Source organism: Sphingomonas sp. AC411, from assembly GCF_979253035.1.
In genome coordinates this window covers 1,048,528-1,070,066 of record NZ_CEEDAQ010000001.1, presented here as the reverse complement: position 1 = coordinate 1,070,066, position 21,539 = coordinate 1,048,528, and the positions used below count along the sequence as shown (strand labels likewise).

Genomic DNA, 21,539 nt, shown 5'->3' with positions numbered 1-21,539 from the left:
CTTACCCCGATCGCAACAACGCGACACCGGCATCGCGGTCGAACAGATAGAGGGCTGTTCTCGCCGCCTGTCCCCGCTGCCCCTCCAGCCCGCCATCGCGGTCGATCAATAGACGCGCGTCATCATGCGCACATTGCAGCAGGTCGGCCATCATCTCCGGCGTTGCCAGACGGAACGCCATCTCGCCCGATTGCTTGGTGCCGAGCAGTTCGCCGGCACCCCTGAGGCGCAAATCTTCCTCAGCGATGCGGAAGCCGTCGTTTGTCTCGCGCATCAGGGCGAGGCGCGCACGCGACGTCTCGCTGAGCGACGACCCGCGCATCAGCAGGCAGATCGACCGGCCTGTGCCGCGCCCCACCCGCCCGCGGAGCTGATGGAGCTGGGCGAGGCCGAAGCGATCCGCGTGCTCGATAACGATCAGCGTCGCGTTGGGGACGTCGACGCCGACCTCGATCACGGTAGTGGCGACGAGGACGGACGTGCGCGCGGCGGAGAACTCGGCCATCACCGCGTCCTTTTCCGCGGGTTTCATGCGGCCGTGGACGAGCGCCACCTTGTCGCCGAACCGGGCGCGTAGCACTTCCGCGCGCATTTCGGCGGCGGCGAGGTCGCTCTTCTCGCTCTCCTCGACCAGCGGGCATACCCAATAGGCCTGCCCGCCATCCGCCAGATGCCGGCCGAGCGCGTTGACCACGTCGTCGAGCCGGTCTTCGGAGATCACGCGCGTCTCGATCGGCTGGCGACCGGGCGGCATCTCGTCGAGGCGGCTGACGTCCATTTCACCGTACTGGGCGAGCGTCAGCGTGCGCGGGATCGGCGTGGCGGTCATCGCAAGCAGATGCGGCGGCGCGACGCCCTTCGCCTGCAACGTCATGCGCTGCGCGACGCCGAAGCGGTGCTGCTCGTCGACCACCACGAGCGCGAGGTCCTTGTAACCGACCGCGTCCTGGAAGATCGCGTGCGTGCCGACGAGGATGTCGATCTCGCCACTCGCCAGCGCCATCAGCGTGGCTTCCCGCACGCGCCCCTTGTCGCGACCGGTGAGCACGCCGACGTTGATCGGCAGCCCGGCGAGAGCCTTGCGCAGCGTCTCATAATGCTGCCGCGCGAGGATTTCGGTAGGGGCGAGCATCGCGGCCTGTGCGCCGGCCTCGACCGCGATCAGCATCGCCATCGCCGCGACCAAAGTCTTGCCCGAGCCGACATCGCCTTGCAGCAGCCGCAGCATCGGTGCGGTCTGTGCGAGATCGCCCTCGATCTCGCCGACCGTCCGCGATTGCGCGCCGGTCAACGTGTAGGGGAGTTTCAGCAGATCGCGCAGGCGGCCGTCCCCGTGGAGCGCCCGCCCCGTCGCTTGCGCGTATCGGCACGGACCAGCGTCATGGCGAGCTGGTTCGCGAAGACCTCGTCATACGCCAGCCGCTCTCGCGCCTTCGCATCCGAAGGGTCCGCGTGGATGCGCGTCAGCGACTCGTGCCAGCCGGGCCATTCGCGTTTCGCCTTCAGCCCCGGCTCGATCCATTCGGGCAGGTCCGGTGCACGGGCGACCGCCTGCGCGGTCAGCGCCGCCAGCCGCCGCGATGTGAGGCCTTCCGACAGCGGATAGATCGGCTCACGCTCGCGCAGTTCCTCGTCCGGCTCGACGATGTCGGGATGGACGATCTGCAACTCCTGGCCATATTCGTCAAGCCGGCCAGATATCCGCTTAGCCTCGCCGATCGGGAGCAGCTTCTTCGCCCAGCCCGAACTGCCGCCGAAGAAGACGAGGCTGACGTAATTGCCGTGCTCGTCGGTTGCCTGCACGCGCGTCGGGCCGCGGCCGGCGCTGATCCTGTAGTCGCGCGGGGTCAGCGTGATCGTGATGATCCGGCCTGCATCGCTCGACATCAGCTCGGTGCGCGGCAAGCGATCGACGTAGCCGGTCGGCAGATGGAAGGCGACGTCGACGACGCGCGCGAGCCCGAGCCGGTCGAGCGGCTTGGCGAGCGCTGGCCCCACCCTTTCAGGACGAGGGTTTCGGCGAACAGCGGATTGAGGATTTCGGGTCGCATGACTATCTGCCTCATATAGCCAAGCCGACGGCCGCTGCCAGAGCGGTCGCCGGCTGTTCGTGTTTGGAGATACGATGGACCACGAGACCCGCCTCAAGCGCCTGGGCTTCCGCAGCTCGCACCGCGGCACGCGCGAAGCCGACATGATGATCGGCGGCTTCTTCGAAACCTATGGCCGGACATGGACGCCCGAGCAGCTCGACTGGTTCGAGGCGCTGCTGGAGGAACAGGACGTCGACATCATGGGCTGGGCGATCGGCTCGATCCCGTGCCCGTCCGAATGGGACGGCCCGATGATGCAGGCGATGCGCGATATCAACTACGTGACGGTCGTGAAATAGGCCTTCTGTGCCCCTCCCTGGAAGGGAGGGGTTGAAGTGGGTCGGCCGCTTGGCGGTCGTGACACGCGCCTCATACCAACCCACTCCCAGCCCCTCCCTTCCAGGGAGGGGGAGTTCGAATGCCAGACCTCAAGACGATCCTCTCCGCGACGACCCCGCTGATCCTCTCAGGCGTGCCGTCCGGCTTCCAGCCGTCGCTGCTCGCCGACCTCGCGCGCGCCGCGAAAACCCGCGCGGTGTTCATCGCGCCGGACGATGCGGCGATGCGCGCGATCGCCTCGACCGCCGCGTATTTTGCGCCGGATCTCGAAGTGCTGAGCTTCCCGGCCTGGGACTGCCTCCCCTACGACCGCGCCTCGCCGACGCTGCGCATCATGGCCGAGCGTGTCGCCGCGCTCCAACGCCTGCAAGGCAAGCCGAAGGGCCCGCAGCTCCTCCTTACCACCGCGAACGCCGCGACTCAGCGCGTCCTCACCCCGTTCCGCATCCGCCAGCTCGTCGCGCGGCTCGCGCCCGGCGAACGGATCGGCCGCGACAAGCTCGCCATGCTGCTCCAGGCGAACGGCTATGTCCGCACCGACACGGTCCACGACCAGGGCGAATATGCGGTGCGCGGCGGGATCGTCGATCTCTACCCGTCAGGCGAGGATCATGCGCTGCGCCTCGATTTCTTCGGCGACGAGATCGAGAGCGTCCGCACGTTCGACGCAGTCGACCAGCGCACCACTGGCCGGGTCGACGGCTTCGTGCTGCTGCCGGCGTCCGAAGCTTTGCTCGACGAGGAGTCGATCAAGCGCTTCCGCACCCGCTACCGCGATCTCGTTCGGTGCGACCGCGACCGGCGATCCGATGTACCAGGCGATCTCCGAAGGCCGGCGGATCGCGGGCATGGAGCATTGGCTGCCGCTGTTCGAAGAGAAGATGGCAACGCTGTTCGACCATCTCGGCGCCGACGACGTCGTGGTCCGCGACAATGGCGTCGCTGCGGCGGTGGAGAGCCGGCTCGAATCGATCGCCGACTATTACGAGAACCGCAAGCGCGCCGAGGCGGCCCAGCCCGGCAGCTACCGCCCGATGCCCGCCAAGGCGCTGTATCTCGACGCGCAGGAATGGTCCGGCGGCGTCGAGGCGTTCGCCGCGCATATCACCTCGCCGTTCCATGAACCGCCGAGCGATACCGTGCTCGACTTCGACGTCGACGGCCCGCGCGACTTCGGTCCCGAGCGCGCCGCACAGGCGAACATCTACGAAGCAGTAGCGGATCACGTCGAGAAGCTCCGGAAGCAGGGGCGGAAACCGATCCTCGCGAGCTACTCGATCGGCGCGCGTGAACGCCTGGGGAGCCTGCTCGCCGACCATGGCATGAAGGGCGGCAAGCACGCCGAGACCTGGCAGGAGGCGCTCGGCATTGCCGACACTGCTAAGAGCTTCGGCGTCGCGCTAATCGTCCTGCCGCTCGATCACGGCTTCACCGCGCCGGGGATCGCGGTCCTCACCGAGCAGGACATGCTCGGCGACCGCCTGGTCCACCGCAAGAAGCGCAAGAAATCCGCCGACGCGTTCCTCGCCGAACTGGCCACGCTGACGCCGGGCGATCTCGTCGTCCACACCGAGCACGGCATCGGGCGGTACGAGGGCCTGACCTCGATCCCCGTCGGCCAGAGCCCGCATGATTGCGTCGCGCTGAGCTATGCCGGCGGCGACAAGCTGTACGTGCCGGTCGAGAATATCGACGTCCTCTCGCGCTACGGCTCGTCCGAGGAAGGCGCGACGCTCGACCGTCTCGGCGGCGAAGGCTGGCAGCGTCGCAAGTCGAAGATGAAGGAGCGGATCCGCGAGATCGCCGGCGAACTCATCGCGACCGCCGCCGAACGCGCGCTGCATCCGGGCGACGTGCTCGAACCCGATCTCGAGCGGCTATCCGAGCTTCGTCGACCGCTTTCCGTACGAGGAAACCGAGGACCAGGACCGCGCGATCGAGGACGTGCTCGGCGATCTCGCCGCGGGCAAACCGATGGACCGGCTCGTGGTCGGCGACGTCGGCTTCGGCAAGACCGAGGTCGCGTTGCGCGCGGCGTTCGTCGCTGCGATGGGCGGCAAGCAAGTCGCGATCGTATGCCCGACGACATTGCTCGCGCGCCAGCACTACAACAACTTCGTCGCCCGCTTCGAAGGCTTCCCGATGAACATGGGCCGCCTGTCGCGCCTCGTCACCGCGAGCGAGGCGAAGGCGACCAAGGAGGGTCTTGCGAACGGCACGATCGACGTCGTCATCGGCACCCACGCGCTGCTGGCGAAGAACATCGACTTCAAGCGACTGGGCCTCGTGGTGGTCGACGAGGAACAGCGGTTCGGCGTGACGCACAAGGAGCGGCTGAAGGCGCTGCGGGCTGACGTCCACATGCTGACGCTGACCGCGACGCCCATCCCGCGCACGCTGCAGATGGCGATGTCGGGCATCCGCGAGTTGTCGGTGATCCAGACCCCGCCGGTCGATCGCCTCGCGGTGCGGACCTACATCATGCCGTTCGATCCGGTCGTGCTCCGCGAGGCGTTGCTGCGCGAGCATTACCGCGGCGGGCAGAGCTTCGTCGTCACGCCGCGCGTTGCGGACTTGCCGGAGATCGAGGACTTCCTGCGCGAACAGGTCCCCGAGATCCGCTTCGTCGTCGCGCACGGCCAGATGTCGCCGACCGAGGTCGAGGAGCGCATGTCGGCGTTCTACGACAAGAAGTTCGAGGTGCTGGTCTCGACCACCATCATCGAGAGCGGGATCGACATCGCGTCCGCCAACACGATGATCGTCCACCGCGCCGACCGTTTCGGTCTTGCTCAGCTGTATCAGCTGCGCGGGCGCGTAGGCCGCTCGAAGACGCGCGCGTACGCGTATCTCGTGACGCCACCCGAACGACAGATGACGGTGACGGCCGAGAAGCGCCTGAAGGTGCTGTCCGATCTCGATCTGCTCGGCGCCGGGTTCCAGCTCGCGAGCCACGATCTCGATATCCGCGGCGCGGGCAACATGCTCGGCGACGAGCAGACAGGGCACATCAAGGAGGTCGGTTTCGAACTCTACCAGGCGATGCTGGAGGAGGCGATCATGGACGCCAAGGCCGGCGGCATGACTTCGTCACGGCCGCGCGACTTCTCGCCGCAGATCACGGTGGATGCGCCGATCCTCATTCCGAGGATTACGTGCCCGATCTCGACCTGCGGATGGGGCTGTATCGTCGTCTCAACGATCTCGACGAGGGCCAGGAGATCGAGGCGTTCGCCGCCGAGATGATCGACCGTTTCGGCCCGCTGCCGGATGCGACCGAGAATTTGATCAAGGTCATCGAGATTAAGCTGAACGCAAAGCGCGCCTGCGTGTCGAAGATCGACGTCGGGCCGAAGGGCGTGCTCGTCTCGTTCCACGACGACAAGCCGCCGAACATCGACAAGCTGTTGGCGTATGTCGAGCGCCTGAACGGCGTCGCGCGGTTGCGGCCGGACAGCAAGCTGGTGCTGCAACGGGCCTGGGGTGATCCGAAGGCGCGGCTGCACGGGGTGCTGCAATTGTCGAAGGGCTTGGCCAAGGCGGCTTCTTAAGCCCTCTCCCTTTGGGGAGAGGGTTGGGTGAGGGCGCCGCGAGCGCGGCCCTTCCCAACTGCCCCTCACCCCGGCCCTCTCCCCAAAGGGAGAGGAAGCAACGCAACGAAAAGGCCGGACTACCCTGGGGTAGCCCGGCCTTTTTATCGTCTCGAAAGCCGTCGCTTACTTCGGCAACACGACGCTCGGCCCGATGCTGTCGACTACCTTGCGGGCATCGAACGCGCGGATGTTGTCGCGCGGGATCGGACCCTTGCGCATCACGATCTCCGCGGTCGCTTCGTAACGATCGATCGTGCGGATATCGAAGTCGTTGCCCCAGGGCCCGCCACCGAAGCCGCCGTAACCGAAGCCGCCGCCAAAGCCGGGGCTCCAGTTACGCCAGCCGAAGCCGCGCCCATAATAGCGCCACGACGGACCCCAATAGCCGCCGAAGCCGCCATACCCGAACCCGCCGCCGAGCCCCGGCGTCGAGTAGGTACGCGACTGGAGGTTGGTGTCGCGGTCGGCCATCAGGTAATAGTCATAGCCGTTCTGCAACGTCAGTTCGGCGGCGCGGAAGAACAGATAGCGTTCGACCGTGTCACGCGACGTGACGCTGTTGCCAGCGAAGCTGACGAGGAAGCGACCCGGCTCGATCATACGGTCGCTATAGCCGGTGCGGCTGAACCCCTGACCCGTCGCGGGTCGATACGTGGTCTCGGTCGCGCATCCGGCCAGCAGCAGCGCGCCCGTTGCGAGCGCTGCGAGTGCGACCTTGCGACCCGGTGTTTTGAACATGGTGTCGTCTCCGTTCGCGGCGAATGCGGCGAAACGCCGCTTATTAGCCGTCAGTGGTGGAACGGTTGATGAACGACATCGCTCCAATGCGCCACCAAACTGACTCATTTTTCACGATTTACCTAAACGCCGATCAAATGCAGCGCCAAGGTGCGGCGGTGTGGACGGCGGCGATGTTCGAACAGGTAGACTCCTGCCACGTCCCTAGCGCGAGTCGCCCATCGATCAGTGGGATCGAAAGCTGGACCTGGGTCAGCGCGGTGCGGAGATGCGCGGGCATATCGTCCGGGCCTTCGTCGTCATGTTCGTACTCACGCGATTCGGGGGCGATGCGGGCGAAGTACGCTTCGAGGTCGGTGCGGACTTCGGGAGCCGCGTTTTCCTGGATCAGCAGGGACGCGGAGGTGTGGCGGCAGAAGATTGTCAGTAGGCCTTCGGACATGCGCTGGTCGCTGGTCCAGCGGGCGATCTGGTCGGTGACGTCGACGAGGCCTTGGCGGGTGGTGTCGATGGTTAGGATCGTGGAGGCTTGGCGCATGGGATTGATTCTAACGATTGGTCGACGGGGTTGCTCCACGCTACCGTCTCCCCGCCAACAGCCTGCACTCATGTCTCCTCGGGAGAATGGAGGGCCCATATCATCCTGCACCACCCCGGCGGAGGCCGGGCCCAGTTGGGGGACGTTGCTAACTGCGGATGCGCTCCGTTACTCCAACCTTTCCAACTGGGCCCCGGCCTTCGCCGGGTGGTCCCAGTTAGAGAGCGCAACGTCCCTCAAACAGCGCCGTGGCACTGCTTATACTTACGCCCCGACCCGCAAGGGCACGGCGCGTTGCGGCTGACCACACTCTCCCAGTTCGCCGGATCCTCGCCGATATCAGCCTCCTGCGGCTGAGGGATCTGCAACGGCGGCATCGTCGAGGTGATATGCCCCCGCGTACCCGCATCGAAGTCGTTCGAGTTATCGTCCCCCGTGAACGGATCGAAATGCGTCGTGATGAAGTCCGGCAGCTCGGGCAGCCCGACCGGCTCCTGCATCTGGAACTGCGCGTGCGCGATCGTCTTGGTCACGTCCTCGCGGATCGTCTCGAGCATCCGCTGGAACAGCGAGAACGCCTCCTGCTTATACTCGTTGATCGGCGTCTTCTGCGCATAGGCGCGCAAATGGACGACCTGCCGCAGCGCATCGAGCGTCGCCAGATGCTCCTTCCAGTGATGGTCGAGGTTCTGCAACAGGATCGACTTCTCGACCGACGTCCACGTCTCCGGATCAAGTTCGGCCGCCTTCTGCGCAATCGCATCGTCGGCCATCGCCCGGATCCGCTCCTCGAGCACTTCCGGATCGACCGACTCTTCCAGCAGCCACGCGTCGATCTGCGGCTCGAGGTTCAGCACCTCGGCGAGCCGCGTCTTCATCCCCTCGATGTCCCACTGTTCGGGATAGGAGTTGGGCGGGCACGCGTCGCCGACGATCACGTTGACCGTCTCCGCGCGCATGTCGGTCACCACGTCGCCGACCGTGTCGGCATCCATGATGTCGGCACGCTGCTCGTAGATGACTTTGCGCTGCTCGTTCATCACGTCATCATATTCGACGACCTGCTTGCGGATGTCGTAGTTGCGCGCCTCGACCTTCTTCTGCGCGGTCTCGATCGCCTTCGACAACCACTTGCTGCCGATCGCCTCGCCATCCTCGATATTGTTGCGCATCATCTTGGCGAACAGCGTGTCCGGCCCGAAGATGCGCAGCAGATCGTCGTCGAGGCTGAGGTAGAAGCGCGACAGGCCCGGATCGCCCTGACGACCCGAGCGCCCGCGCAGCTGGTTGTCGATACGCCGGCTCTCGTGACGCTCGGTGCCGAGCACGAACAGACCGCCCGCGGCGAGCACCGCCTGCTTCTCCGCCTCGATCTCGATCGTGATCCGCGCCGCCGCCTCGTCATATTCGGGCGTACCCTCGACCAGCTCGGGATGCTCGTCGAGCATGCGGAATTCGAGGTTGCCGCCGAGTTTGATGTCGGTGCCGCGGCCCGCCATGTTGGTCGCGATCGTCACCGCGGACTTGCGCCCGGCCTGCGCGACGATGTGCGCCTCCATCTCGTGATAGCGCGCGTTCAGGACCTTGTGGTCGACGTTCTCGGCCTTGAGGAACTCGCTCAGCATCTCGGACTTCTCGATCGACACCGTGCCGACCAGCACCGGCTGGCCCAAGTCGGCGTGGTGCTTGATCTTCTTGGCGATCGCCGCGAACTTGTCCTTGGTGTCCTTGTAGAACTCGTCTTCCTCGTCGACGCGCTTGACCTCGACGTTGGTCGGGATGCTGACGACGTTGATCTTGTAGATGTCGTAGAACTCGGCCGCCTCGGTCGCCGCGGTGCCGGTCATGCCGCCGATCTTGGGGTACATGCGGAAGTAATTCTGGAAGGTGATCGAGGCCATCGTCTGGTTCTCGGGCTCGATCTGGACGCCCTCCTTCGCCTCGACCGCCTGGTGAAGGCCGTCCGACCAGCGCCGGCCGTCCATCATGCGACCGGTGAACTCGTCGATGATGATGACCTTGCCGTCCTTGACGATGTAGTCGATGTCCGACTTGAACATCACGATCGCGCGCAGCGCCTGGTTGAGGTGATGCACGACCTGCGTGTTCTCGAAATCGTACAGGTTCTGCCCCTCGAGCAGTCCCGCTGCCTCAAGCATCCGCTCGACCTTCTCGGTGCCGTCCTCGGTGAGGATGATCGTCTTCTGCTTCTCGTCCTTGTCGTAGTCGCCGGGGACGAGCTGCTTCACGACCGCATCGACCTGGATATACAGCTCGGACTTGTCGTCGGTCGGACCGGAGATGATCAGCGGCGTGCGCGCCTCGTCGATCAGTACCGAATCGACCTCGTCGACCACCGCGAAGTTGAACGGCCGCTGCGTCATCGCACTGCGCTCGTACTTCATGTTGTCGCGGAGATAGTCGAAGCCGAACTCGTTGTTGGTGCCGTAAGTGATGTCGGCGGCATAGGCGGCGCGGCGTTCCTCGTCGGACAGGTTCGGGATGATGACGCCGATCGTCATGCCGAGGAAGGTGTAGACCTGCCCCATCCACTCGGCGTCGCGGGCGGCGAGATAGTCGTTGACGGTGACGACGTGGACGCCGTCGCCCGGCAGCGCGTTGAGGTAGGTCGCGAGCGTGGCGACGAGCGTCTTGCCCTCGCCAGTCCGCATCTCGGCGATCTCGCCGCGGTGGAGCACAATGCCGCCGACCATCTGCACGTCGTAATGGCGCTGGCCGAGCACCCGGTGCGCGGCTTCGCGGACCGTCGCGAATGCCTCGGGGAGCAGGTCGTCGAGCTTTTCGCCGTTCGCGAGACGCGCGCGGAACTTGACGGTCTGCGACGAAAGCTCTTCGTCCGACATCGCCTGAAGCGACGGCTCGAACGAGGCGATCTTCGCGAGGATCGGGTTGAGCGACTTGACGTAGCGGTCGTTGGACGAACCGAACAAGGATTTGGCGAGGCCACCGAACATGGGCTGATTTCCTGAATTTATGACGCGGCTGCACGCTAAGGGCACGCACGCGGGGAGAGATAGGGCGGCCCGTAAGCCGAGAGGTCAGACGCCCGACGCTATTCGCGCCGGCGGTCCGCCCAGATCGGAGCCTTGCTCAAGGCGATGACTCGCAACGCCGCGGAGACGGAAACGTCTTCCAACGACGCCAGAACGGCGGCCGGCCGTATCGCAACCTTGACCGGCGCTGCCGCCACCGACTGCGAGCAAACGCTACCCTGCGCGACAGCCTGTGCCGACTGGCCACGCACGCCCGGCACCGCGCCGGTCAGCGCGGACAGGAGGGCGGAAAGGAGCAGCAGCAGGTTCATGCAGCACCGGCTGTATGCGAGCCGGCGCGATAAATCTACCGTTCGTCTCGTGGCAGCGCCCATCGAACGCGGCGAAGCTCGAAGCGCGACGCGATCGCTGCGCCACGTGCATCGCGCGCCGGCCGGAAACGACCGTGCCGGACCGCCGCGCGGCATGTCCCGCGATCGAGCCTCCTGATACCGCTTCCGGCGAGGATCTCGCAGGCCTCGACGCGTCCATCGACGCCGACGAGTAGCGCGACCCGGACCGCACCCTCCTGCTCGGCGCGGATTGCTGCCGGGGATAGTCATCGGGACCGAACCATTCCGCATAGCTGCCGATCGGGCGCGCCGGGGTGACCCCAACGGGAAGATCACGAGGGAGAATCGTCGGGTACGGGGACCGCCAGGAGCGATAACCGTCCTTGGCGATGAGCAGGATGCAGGCGGCCAAGCAAGGCTGCAAGCGGCGATCAGCGCGAGGACGGCGACCATCACCGTCCGGCCGCTGCCATCGAACCGGGCATCCAAGCGGCTGGAATAGGGTTCGCTTGCGTTCGCGTCCGTCATCGTCGAGCCCCCTCGCGCCATCTTGGACACCGACGGACCGTCGATGGTCAAGCGCGATCGGCGATCTTGCCGCCCGGATTGCAGCGACTATGAAGGCGGGATGCAGACCTCGCCGCTCGCCTTGCCCTTCCCCGCCGCCCCTCCGATCGACGGAGTCGCGCTCCATGTCGCGCGCGCGGCGTACAAGAATTGGGACCGGTGCGACCTGACGTTCGTGACGCTGGAGCCGAGGACCGTGGTCGCCGGTGTGCTGACGCAGAGTAAATGTCCTTCGCCTGAGGTGGAATGGTGCCGTGCGGCGCTGACGCTGGGTCAGGCGCGGGCGTTGGTGGTGAATGCGGGCAATTCGAATGCGTTTACAGGGTCCCGCGGACGCGCGGCGGTCGAGGCGATCGCGGCGAGGACGGCGGCGCATCTCGGATGCCAGCCTTCGGACGTGTTCGTCGCGTCGACCGGGGTGATCGGGGTTCCGCTGCCGATCGACAAGGCCGAAGCGGGCCTCGATGCCGCCTTCGCCGCCGCACCGTGCGGTTGGGAGGACGCCGCCGCGACGATCATGACGACCGACACCTTCACCAAGGGCGCGGTGACGACGGCGGTGATCGGCGATCGCACCGTGACGCTGGTGGGGATCATCAAGGGTTCGGGGATGATCGCGCCGGACATGGCGACGATGCTCGGGTTCATCTTCACCGATGCCGCGGTCGAGCCCGAGTTCCTGCAGGCCGCGCTGTCGAAGGCGAACGCGCCGAGCTTCTCGTGCATCACCGTCGACAGCGATACCTCGACCAGCGACACGGTGCTGGCGTTCGCGACCGGCAAGGCGGGCAACGCGACGCTTGCGGACGACGACAGTGTAGGCGCGGATGCGTTTCGCGCGGCACTATCGGATCTGTGCCACCAGCTCGCGATGCTCGTCGTTCGCGACGGCGAAGGCGCGCAGAAGTTGATCGAAGTCCAGGTGACCGGTGCGGAGAGTGACCGCAGCGCACGCCGCATCGCGATGAGCATCGCCAACTCGCCGCTCGTGAAGACTGCAATCGCCGGCGAGGACGCAAACTGGGGGCGGGTTGTCATGGCGGTCGGCAAGGCCGGCGAACCCGCGGACCGAGATACGCTGTCGATCCGCTTTGGGAACACGCAGGTTGCCGAGGGGGCTTGGCGCTGAGCGGATATGACGAAGCGCCGGTGGCGGCGCATCTTAAAGGTCAGGAAATCGAGATCGGCGTCGATCTGGGGCTAGGCGAAGGTCGGGCCACGGTTTGGACCTGCGACCTTACGCATGGCTATATCTCGATCAACGCGGATTATCGGAGCTGATACCCCTAACGCCGTCATCCCAGCTTTTGCCGAGATGACGGAGGGAGGGTCAGGTTACGCCAGCTCGCCCTCGAGCCAGGCCTTCAAGCGGCCCTTGGGCTCCGCGCCGACCTTGGTTGCCGCGGGTGCGCCGCCCTTGAACAGGATCATCGTCGGGATGCCGCGGACGCCGTACTTGCCCGGCGCGTCGGGGTTCTCGTCGATGTTGAGCTTGGCGATCGTCACCTTCTCGCCGAGTTCCTCCGAGATTTCCTCCAGCGAGGGCCCGATCATCTTGCACGGGCCGCACCATTCCGCCCAGAAATCGACGAGCACGGGGCCGTCGGCGTTCAGTACGTCCGCATCGAAGCTGGCATCGGTGATCTGCTTGGTCGCCATCGTGAATTCTCCTTGGTTGCACGTAATCTAGGGGTGCGGTGACGCAGGCTCAACCACCGGGACGCTAGCTTTGCTCCGCGGGCCGATAGTGCGGCTTGTTCGCGGCCAGCGTCTCGGCGCCGAGTACGATCAGGCGTGGTCCTGCCGTGTACAGCAAGGCTGCCTGGACCGAGCGGCCCGGGAAGATCACGGCTAAGGCTTCGGCATAGGCGGACATCTGTTTCAGATGATAGTTGGGCACGTCGTCGAGGCCGCTCGGCGCGCGGCGGCCGGTCTTGAAGTCGACGACCCGGACCCGGTCCGCCTCGATCAGCAGGCGATCGACCGTTCCCGACACGACGAGACCGTTCGCGAGAGTGGCCGCGATCGGGGCTTCGGCGAGCGTGTCCGCGCCGAACAGCTCGGTGAAGCGCGGATCGTCGAGCACGGCAACGACGCTCCGAACGATCTCGGCGCGCGCTGCGGCATCGTCGACGCCGCCGGCCTTTGCCAGCCAGCGATCCGCTGCCGTCGCGCGGTCGGTGGCAGCAACCGCCGGTAAACGCTCGAACAACGCATGGATCAGCCGGCCGCGTTCCGCAGCGATGCGCATTGCCGGCGTCGGTGGCGGATCGGACACCGCGTCGTCGCCCAGGGCCGAGGGCGACAGCGGACGAGGCGGACGGGCTTCTTGCGGTGCCGGCTCATGCGCCCAGGCCGGCAGGTGCGCGTTCTCCACCTCGCGGATCGAGGCCGCAGGTTTGGCGATTACCGCAGGCTGCGGCTCGGCCCCGGCGAAGGTCCGCGCGCCCTCGCCTACCGGCACCTGCAGAGCGGTCAGCGCACGATCGGACGCCGCGTACCAGCTGTTTTCGGGCGGCACGCCTTTCGCGCGCGGCCCGAGCGCACCGGCGATCACCAGCCGTTCCTCCGCGCGGGTCGCCGCGACGTAGAACAGCCGCCAATGCTCCTCCAGTTCGCGCTGCTCGGCCGCCGACACGACTGCATCGAGTGGCCCGCCGCGTTCGCTCGACCGCGGACGAAACACCGGGATCGGCGCAGCGCCGGGTTCGGGCGCCCATTTCAGGATCGAGCGCGGTGCCGCCGACGGGTCCGCGGTCGCATCCGCCAGGATGACGAGCGGCGCCTGCAACCCCTTTGCCCCGTGCGCGGTCATCACGCGGACCGCATCGAGGGGGCGGATGGGTCGCGTACGATCTCGACATCGCCACGGTCGAACCAGTCGAGGAAGCGCTGCAACGACGGCGTTGTCGTGCTCTCGAACGTCAGCGCGGCGTTGAGCAGTTCCTCGATCGGGTCGCGTGCTTCGGTGCCGAGGCGGCGGATCAGCTTCCGCCGGCCGTCGAGCAGGCCGGACAACAGTTCCTCGAGGAACTGGTAGGGCGTGGCGATGTCCGCGCGCGCGAGCATCGCCAGCAACGGGGCCAGTCTTGTCGCGGGTTGCGTGCGTTGCAGATGGCGCCACAATGGGCCGGCCTCGCGCGGCGCCGCCGCCATAAGCTCGTCCTGCGTCCAGCCGATCAGCGGCGACACGAGCAGCGCGGCGACGCTCAGGTCGTCTTCCGGCTGCAACACGAAGCGGATCGTGGCCAGCAGATCCTGCACCGCGAGCGGCGCGTTCAGCCGCAGGCGATCGACGCCCGCCACCGGGATGCCCTCCGCATAGAGCCGCGCGACGATCAGCGAGGCGAGGTCGCCGCGCCGCTTGACCAGGATCATTACGTCCTCTGGCCGCAACCGCCGCCCCTTGCTCTCCAGCATCAAGCCGGTCTCGGGCGCGAGCCAGCCCTTCACCGCACGCGCGATGTCGCCGGCGAGCTTGCGCACCGCGTCGTCGACCCAGCCTTCCTCGTCATCCTCGCTGCCGCCTGCCGATACCGGCGGCCATAGGGTCACCGTGCCCGGACCGGCGACCTCGCTCGCATGACGCTCGACCTCGCCGGCGATCCCGAGCCCCGGTTCGCCGATCGCGTCGATCGCGGCATCGACGAACTCCAGCACGGTCCGCGTCGACCGGAATGAGTGGCGGAGCGACAGTCGTGCCAAGGGAGCCCGCGCTCTTCCTCAGGCCAGTCGTCGTCGCCCTCGGCCTCGCTCGCACGGCCACCGAAATACTGTTCGGCCGCCTGAAAATTGAGAGGGTCGGTTCCCTGGAAGCCGAAGATCGCCTGCTTGTAATCGCCGACCGTGAACAGCGTGCGCGTCGACGGCGCATAGATGCCGCGGCCGACGAAGAACTCGTCCGCCAGCGCGCGCACGATCCGCCATTGGTGCCCGTTGGTGTCCTGCGCCTCGTCGATCAGCAGATGCTCGGTCGCTTGGTCGAGCTTGTAGCGGACCCATTCGCCGATCCCCGGCTGGTCGAGCAGCGCCACCGTCGTCGCGATCAGGTCGTCGAAATCGACCGAGCCTGCCCGCCGCTTGGCGAGGGCGTAGGCACGGGCATAATCGCGCCCAACCTCCAGCCCGTCGGCGAGCAGATCGCAATAGGTCGCGCGCTGGACCATCGACAGCACGTCGGTGCACGCTTCGCCCAGATCGCGTGCCAGCACTTCGTAGTCGGGCTCGGCATCGATCAGCTTCTTCGACGCTTTACGCTGCGTGCCGGTGCCGGTCAGCACGACGCTGGCGAGCTCATCCAAGGTCGCCGCGCGATCCTCGGAGTCGAGCCAGCGCTGCACGGTCGCCGCTGCGGCCAACCCCGTTGCCGCCCCCAGGCCCGATTGGCGGCAGCGATCCGCGCGATCGCGTCGAGGTCTAGCGCGTCGCACCATTCCGCGATCGCCTCGTCGATATCGCCGGAAGGCAACCCGAGTTCGCGCCGGAGCCAGGGCTGGATACCGACCGGCAGCGCCTCCAGCGCGGGCAGCGCGCGGGCGCACGCTGGGAGGAACGCCTCCGCCCCGCCCTCGCCCATCCGCAGCGAAAGCCGCCCGACGATCTCGACTGGGCGCTCGCGGCCCTCGCGTTCGGCGTCCGACAGCATCGTTGCCAGCGCTTCCCGCGCGAGCCCCGCCTCTTCGCGCGCCTCCAGCGGCCGGAACCCCGGCGTCAGCCCGGCCTCGACCGGGAACGCCGCGAGCAACCCCTGGCAGAAGCCGTGAATCGTCTGGATACGCAGGCCACCGCCGGGCGCATCGAGTACCTTGGCGAAGAGGGTGCGCGCGCGATCCTGCAACGCCTGGACCGGGCTTTCGCCTAGCGCGATCAGGTCCGCCGCCAATGCTGGCGCGGGCATCCGCACCCACGCGGCGAGGCGCCCGTTGATGCGCTGCGCCATCTCCGCCGCGCCTGCCTTGGTGAAGGTCAGGCAGAGGATCGCGCCGGGATCGACACCACGAAGCAGCAGCCGGAACACGCGCGCCGCCAGCACCTGCGTCTTGCCCGTACCCGCCGACGCGGACAGCCAGACGTGCGAGGCCGGGTTGCTTGCATCGGCCTGCGCGCCCCTTAAGCGGGGCAGCGTGGCGAGCGCATCACCGCTCACGGCCATACCATTCGTCGCGTCGCATCAGCTGGTCATACTCGGCATAGGGGGCGTATTCGGGGACGAGTTTCGCCGTGAACGCGGCGTCGCCGGTGAGCCATTCGCCGACGACTTCGGTGAAATTGTGGGCAGCGATGGCGGTGAACTCGGCGGTCGGGATCTTGTCGCGCTTGCCCTCGGGATCGACCGGGCTCTCGATATAGCCGAACGCGTCGCGCTTCTTGCCGAGCGACCAATATTCGAACGCGCCTGCTGTGCCGCGAACGTCTTCGAACCCGCCGCGCTCAGCGATGAGCCCGAGCAGGCCGAGTTGCAGGCTGTACCCGGCACGCACCGCAGTCGGCGAAGGCGGCTTGCCGGTCTTGTAGTCGATCACGGCAAGGCGCCCGTCGGGGAGCTTGTCGATTCGGTCGTAGCGACCCGAGAGGGTAACACCGGCGATCTCGATCTTGCCCTTGCCCTCGGCGCTGGCGACCGTCCGCCCATCCTGCCCTTGCGCGACGATAGCGCCCGCGATCCAATCGATCGCCTCCAGCAACCGCGGCTGCCACAGCGCACGCATCATCGGGTGGGTGCGCTCGTCGTCGAGCATCGCCTTCGCGCGTTGCCGGAGTGTGTCGACGGTGCAATTGTCCTGCTTCCACCACTGCTCGAGGATGTCGTGCACCGCAGTCCCGCGCCATGCTGCGCTCGGGTCGGCATCGACCGGATCGAGCGGCATCAGCCCGAGCACCCGGCGCGCGTAGAAAGCGTAGGGGTCGGCCTTTAGGCGATCGACCTCGGTGACGGAGATCGCCTTCGGACGTAGCGAAGCGGGTGGCGACGGCGCGGGACGATCGGCGGGTAGATGTTCGCCAGGATCGTCGAGCGCGCGAGTCCAGCCTTCCAGTGCCGACGCGCGTTCGAACCGATCGCCAGCCAGCGCCTGCAACCTTAGCCACAAGCGCGACGCCAACGCGGGAGACTTCGCATCCCGACGCGCCCGCGTGACGACCGCGCGAGGTGCGCCGAGCGCCTGTGCGAAGTCATGCGCGGCGGTGCCGACGCGCCGCTCCAGACCAGGTAGCCCGAGTTCCATGCGGATACGTGGTGCCAGCCAAGGATCAGGTGCGGGACGCCCCGGCCACACGCCTTCGTTCAGCCCGCCGAGCACCATGACGTCGGCTGTCTGCAACCGCGCCTCGATCAAACCGTAGATGGCCAACCGCGGGTGCCCGCCCGGCGCCGGCCGCACCGCGACCTCATCTAGCAACGTCCGCAGCAATTGCGGGAGTTCGCGCGGATCTATCCTCGGCGGACCTGCGGGTGCCTCGGCTTCAAGGTCGGCGAGAAACTCCGCCGCCGCGCGCCCTGCGAGACCCGACCAGAGGTTGTCACCGCACAAGGTCTGCGCCGTCTCGCGCAGGCAGGCGAGCACCGACGCCAACGGCTGCGGTCCCTGATCGAACGCGCCAGCCAGCGGCGTCAGCAACGGCTGGACATCCGCCCACCATGTTGCAGCCGTACCCTTGCGCTCCTCCAGATGGCCGGCGATCCCGTCGAGCCCCGCCGCCGGTCGTGGTCCGCGCAACCGCCGGTCCAGCGCGCGCGCGCCGTCGAGCCACAGCAAGCGATCGTCGCCCGCGCGCACCAGCGGATGCTTCAGCAACGCTAGCAACGCGAGCGGGGAGAAGCGCTGTGCCGCTGCTTCGGCCAGTGCGAGCAGCAATGTACCCGGCGGCAGGATAGACAAGGGTCGCCCGGCGCTGTCGTCGATGCCGATATTCCAGCGCCCAAGATGCGCCGCCACCCGCCGCGCAAGCGCACGATCGGGCGTGACGAGTGCGGCGGTCCGCTCCGGCACTTCCAGAGCCTCGCGCAGGACCAGCGCAATCGCCTGCGCTTCTTCCGCAGGCGTCGCGAGTTCGGCGGCGGTCACGCCCTTCAGGCGACGATCCTCCGCCGCGATCTGCGTCCACTTGCCGGTGAAATCCGCGGGCGCCAGCGCGTTGGCGATCGCCCGGCCGCGCGCGGCGTCGGCGTCGTGCCCGCCGCCCTCGCGCCAAATCTGTACCTCGCCGCGGGCGACGCCCATGCGCAGGAGCATCAGCTTCGCATCGAACTGCGGATGCGTCTCGATCGAGCGGCGCTTGAGCCCGGTCACCGGATGCGGATCGTGCGGGCCGAGTGCGTCCCATTCCTCGTCCGGCAGCGCGAGGTCGAGGCCGGCGAACACCACCATCCCCTGCGGCATGTCGGCGATGCAGCGGAGCAGCCGCGCCACCGCCGGCGCGGAATCGGTCACGCCCGCTGCACAGACGATCCCGGCGGGCGGCGCGTTCCGCCAGCGCTGCGCGAGCCGGTCGAGCAGCGCCGAGCGCCGCGTCGCCGCGTCGATCCGCTCCAGCCGCGCGAGTTCGCCTGGCCAGCGTTGCAGCACGATCTCGAACGTCGCCAGCGCACGCCGCCAGTGCTCGGTCAGCTCCGGCCCAAGCTCGATATCGCGCAACTTGGTTGGCGGAACCTCCTCGACCAGCAGTTGATCGAGCGTCCGCGCCAGTTCTCCCGCCAGTCGTACCGCCTCCGCCGCATCGACCGGATGGCCTTCGCGCGCCCGCTCTTCCGACACCAGCCGCGCCAGAATCATCCGTCGCTGATACGGCGGCACCGCGGGTAGCGGCGGATCGATGTCGTCCGCCGGATCGAGTGCCGCACCGACCGCCTCGCCCATCTCCGGATTGCCCAGCGCCACCAGCCGCGGCAACACCAGCCCGCCGCCGCTCGCGCGCACGAACGCCTCGGTCACCGCCTTCACCGCGCGGTTGTTCGGCAGCACGACGAGCGCGCGGGCGAGCGCCAGCGGATCGCGGCCCGCCTGCCGCATCAGCCCGGCGACGAGCAGATCCGCAAACGCCCGATGCGCCGGGATCGTGTACAGCGTCGGACGACCCGCCGTGGCGACATCAGCCATCCGCGAGGATCGCCTCGGTCCGCGGGATCGCGGCGGGCGTGCCTACGTCGAACCACAGGCCCTGGTGGACCTGACCGTAAGCGCGGCCCGCCTCGATCGCGCGGTCCCAGAAGATGTTGGTCGAAAACGGCCCCTCCGGCCAGTCCGCGATCAGCCGCGGATGCAGGATCTGAATGCCCGTATAGGCGAACGGCGCGAGCCGGCCGGACTTGCGCCGCCCGCTGATCCGGCCATCGGCGGCGAGGTAGAAATCGCCCGGCCCGCGGTGATTATGCGCACGCGCGAGCGGCACCATCAGCAACAGCGCATCCATCTTCGCGTCGTCCCAGCGCGACGCGAGCAGCTTGATCGCATCGACCGGCCCGTCGATCCAGAGGTTGTCGCTGTTGACCACCAGCACCGGCGCATCCCCGAGCAGATGCCGCGCCTGGACGAGCCCGCCGCCCGTCTCCATGAGCATTTTCCGCTCGTCGGAGATCACTACGTCGATCCCCGCGAACCGGTCGGTGACATGCGCCTCCAGCGTGTCCGCGAGATAATGCACATTGACGACCGCGCGCTTGATTCCGGCCGCCTGCAACCGCTCGAAGACGTGATCGATCAACGGCTTGCCAGCGACCTGCACCAGCGGTTTGGGTCGCGTCGCGGTCAGTGGGCGCATTCGCTTGCCGAGCCCGGCGGCCATCACCATTGCCGTCTCGGGCACCGTGCCGCGCGGGATGGGGCGGATCGTCTGCTGGCGGGTCATGCGCGCAACGCCAACGGGTCGCCGCGCAGATCGGCGGGGACGTTCGCGTCGAACCACGCCGCGACCGGCGCCATCACCGGTTGTGCGAGGTCGCGCTCCAGATACGTCCAGACGCGCGGGCACATCGTCGGATAATACGGCTTGCCATCGCGCTGCCACAGCCGCGTGAAGATGCCTAGGATCTTGGCATTCCGCTGCGCGCCGAGCACGTGATACGCGTTCATGAAGGCCTCGTCCGCGTCTGCCGCTGCGCGATATCGTTCCAGCATCGCGGCCTCGACTGTCGGATCGACCGTCCGCCGCGCGTCCTGCAACAGCGAGACGAGGTCATAGGCCGGGTGCCCCGCGAGCGCGTCCTGAAAATCGAGCAGGCCGAGCGAGCGCGTAGGTCCCACCAGCATCAGATTCTCGGCATGATAATCGCGCAGCACCGTGACCGGCGTTTCGGCGATGGCGTGATCGAACACCGCCTCCCACGCCGCGTCCCAGCCGGGCAAATCGGGCCCGATCCCGACCGCCGGGCAGTACCATTCGACGAACAACGCCGACTCGCGCCTCAGCACCGCGCGGTCGTACGGCGCAACAGGCGCTGCGGGATGGCCGCGCAACCGCACGAGCAGGTCGATCGCCGGCGCATAGAGCGACAGTTCGTCGGCGGGCGCTGCGTCGACCGCCTCGCGCAACCGGTCGTCGCCGAAATCCTCGATCAGCACGAGCCCCTGGTCGAGATCGCACGCGAGGATCGCCGGTGCCGCGAAGTCGCGCTCGACCAGCCATTCGGCGATGGCGATGAACGGCCGCGGGTCCTCGTGCGGCGGCGGTGCATCCATGAGGATGGCTTGGCGCTCCCCTCTTCGGCCCCGGCAATCGCCCGGAAATAGCGCCGGAACGACGCATCGCCGGCGACCGGGAGGATCTGCGCGCCCCCAACCATGAGCGTCGAGGAAAGCGGCGGCGCCGGGCGGCAGGGTCATGTCGGCCATCGCGACCTCCAAGCTTTCGGGACCTCGACTGTCAAGCTGCGCGTGCCGTCCGGCTCGATCGTCAGGCTCAAGCGAAGCGCATCTGGCCAGTGATCGGGGCCGGCGCGCTCGGGCCATTCGACCAGCAGCAGCAGATCATAGCGCGCGTCGTCGAGCGCGAGTTCCTCGATCTCGGCGGGGTCGTCGATGCGGTAGAGATCGACGTGCAGGACCGGGAAACGCACTTCGGGCGGCTCGTAGGGCTGGACGATCGCGAAGCTCGGCGACGGCGCCTCGCCTGCGAGCCCGAGTGCGGCGAGGAGGCCGCGTGCGACGCTGGTCTTGCCGGCCCCGAGCGTGCCTTCGAGGGTGATCACGTCGCCGGGCTGGACGCGGGTGGCAAGCATAGCGCCGAACGCCTCGGTAGCTTGCGGATCGGGTAAGCTGATCACGCGCATAAGCCCTCTCCCCTCGGGGAGAGGGTTGAGTGAGAGGCTGTTCCAGGCGCCGTACTGCTTG

The 21,539-nt window shown here is 67.4% G+C and carries 9 protein-coding genes and 6 pseudogenes; 3 read left to right on the top strand and 12 right to left on the bottom strand.

Annotation, left to right across the window (positions count from 1 at the left end; genetic code table 11):
* Position 1 precedes the first annotated feature (1 nt).
* Positions 2–2,051: pseudogene (recG, locus tag AC0IX7_RS05520) on the bottom strand (ATP-dependent DNA helicase RecG).
* 74 nt (positions 2,052–2,125) lie between these two features.
* Here recG and AC0IX7_RS05515 point away from each other — a divergent pair.
* Both AC0IX7_RS05515 and mfd read left to right on the top strand, forming a co-directional pair.
* Positions 2,126–2,392: an FAD assembly factor SdhE gene (locus AC0IX7_RS05515; protein WP_471810795.1), complete on the top strand. Its 267-nt coding sequence runs from the start codon at positions 2,126–2,128 to the stop codon at positions 2,390–2,392.
* A 119-nt stretch (positions 2,393–2,511) separates the two neighbouring features.
* Positions 2,512–5,983: pseudogene (gene mfd / locus AC0IX7_RS05510) on the top strand (transcription-repair coupling factor).
* A 165-nt stretch (positions 5,984–6,148) separates the two neighbouring features.
* Here the strand turns inward: mfd and AC0IX7_RS05505 are convergent.
* The 5 genes and pseudogenes from AC0IX7_RS05505 to AC0IX7_RS05485 form a co-directional block, all read right to left on the bottom strand.
* Complete coding sequence (locus AC0IX7_RS05505) at positions 6,149–6,763, bottom strand: CC0125/CC1285 family lipoprotein (protein ID WP_471810794.1); 615 nt, start codon at positions 6,761–6,763, stop codon at positions 6,149–6,151.
* A 122-nt stretch (positions 6,764–6,885) separates the two neighbouring features.
* Positions 6,886–7,301: pseudogene (locus tag AC0IX7_RS05500) on the bottom strand (secondary thiamine-phosphate synthase enzyme YjbQ).
* Between the two features lie 236 nt (positions 7,302–7,537).
* Positions 7,538–10,276 (bottom strand): preprotein translocase subunit SecA, encoded by a 2,739-nt coding sequence (secA, locus tag AC0IX7_RS05495; protein ID WP_471810793.1) that lies wholly within the window; start codon positions 10,274–10,276, stop codon positions 7,538–7,540.
* A gap of 98 nt (positions 10,277–10,374) precedes the next feature.
* Positions 10,375–10,626 (bottom strand): hypothetical protein, encoded by a 252-nt coding sequence (locus tag AC0IX7_RS05490; protein WP_332795339.1) that lies wholly within the window; start codon positions 10,624–10,626, stop codon positions 10,375–10,377.
* 35 nt (positions 10,627–10,661) lie between these two features.
* Positions 10,662–10,898 (bottom strand): TonB family protein, encoded by a 237-nt coding sequence (locus AC0IX7_RS05485; protein ID WP_471813751.1) that lies wholly within the window; start codon positions 10,896–10,898, stop codon positions 10,662–10,664.
* 377 nt (positions 10,899–11,275) lie between these two features.
* Here AC0IX7_RS05485 and argJ point away from each other — a divergent pair.
* Positions 11,276–12,495 (top strand): annotated as a pseudogene (gene argJ, locus AC0IX7_RS05480) (bifunctional glutamate N-acetyltransferase/amino-acid acetyltransferase ArgJ).
* 54 nt (positions 12,496–12,549) lie between these two features.
* Here argJ and trxA read toward each other — a convergent pair.
* The 6 genes and pseudogenes from trxA to tsaE all read right to left on the bottom strand — a co-directional run bounded on the left by trxA (position 12,550) and on the right by tsaE (position 21,478).
* The gene (gene trxA / locus AC0IX7_RS05475) at positions 12,550–12,873 is read right to left on the bottom strand and encodes a thioredoxin TrxA (protein ID WP_055877560.1); all 324 of its coding nucleotides are present in this window, start codon (positions 12,871–12,873) and stop codon (positions 12,550–12,552) included.
* A gap of 64 nt (positions 12,874–12,937) precedes the next feature.
* Positions 12,938–16,366, bottom strand: a pseudogene (addA, locus tag AC0IX7_RS05470) (double-strand break repair helicase AddA).
* On the bottom strand, positions 16,350–19,310 hold the full coding sequence (gene addB / locus AC0IX7_RS05465; protein WP_471810792.1) for a double-strand break repair protein AddB: 2,961 nt from the start codon (positions 19,308–19,310) through the stop codon (positions 16,350–16,352). Before addB ends, addA begins: the two are co-directional and overlap by 17 nt.
* Entirely contained in the window at positions 19,303–20,058 is a 756-nt protein-coding gene (locus AC0IX7_RS05460) for a nucleotidyltransferase family protein (RefSeq protein WP_471810791.1), read from the bottom strand. Before AC0IX7_RS05460 ends, addB begins: the two co-directional genes overlap by 8 nt.
* Positions 20,055–21,032 (bottom strand): annotated as a pseudogene (locus AC0IX7_RS05455) (aminoglycoside phosphotransferase family protein). The gene AC0IX7_RS05460 and the pseudogene AC0IX7_RS05455 overlap by 4 nt, the downstream one beginning before the upstream one ends.
* On the bottom strand, positions 21,029–21,478 hold the full coding sequence (gene tsaE, locus AC0IX7_RS05450) for a tRNA (adenosine(37)-N6)-threonylcarbamoyltransferase complex ATPase subunit type 1 TsaE (RefSeq protein WP_471810790.1): 450 nt from the start codon (positions 21,476–21,478) through the stop codon (positions 21,029–21,031). Before tsaE ends, AC0IX7_RS05455 begins: the two are co-directional and overlap by 4 nt.
* Between the last annotated feature and the right edge of the window lie 61 nt (positions 21,479–21,539).

What these genes read in the sequence shown, in the direction of transcription:
- AC0IX7_RS05490 (WP_332795339.1), bottom strand. Translation starts at nt 10,626, where the DNA reads ATGAACCTGCTGCTGCTCCTTTCCGCCCTCCTGTCCGCGCTGACCGGC.
- AC0IX7_RS05460 (WP_471810791.1), bottom strand. Translation starts at nt 20,058, where the DNA reads ATGACCCGCCAGCAGACGATCCGCCCCATCCCGCGCGGCACGGTGCCC.
- tsaE (WP_471810790.1), bottom strand. Translation starts at nt 21,478, where the DNA reads ATGCGCGTGATCAGCTTACCCGATCCGCAAGCTACCGAGGCGTTCGGC.
- AC0IX7_RS05515 (WP_471810795.1), top strand. Translation starts at nt 2,126, where the DNA reads ATGGACCACGAGACCCGCCTCAAGCGCCTGGGCTTCCGCAGCTCGCAC.
- addB (WP_471810792.1), bottom strand. Translation starts at nt 19,310, where the DNA reads ATGGCTGATGTCGCCACGGCGGGTCGTCCGACGCTGTACACGATCCCG.
- AC0IX7_RS05505 (WP_471810794.1), bottom strand. Translation starts at nt 6,763, where the DNA reads ATGTTCAAAACACCGGGTCGCAAGGTCGCACTCGCAGCGCTCGCAACG.
- secA (WP_471810793.1), bottom strand. Translation starts at nt 10,276, where the DNA reads ATGTTCGGTGGCCTCGCCAAATCCTTGTTCGGTTCGTCCAACGACCGC.
- trxA (WP_055877560.1), bottom strand. Translation starts at nt 12,873, where the DNA reads ATGGCGACCAAGCAGATCACCGATGCCAGCTTCGATGCGGACGTACTG.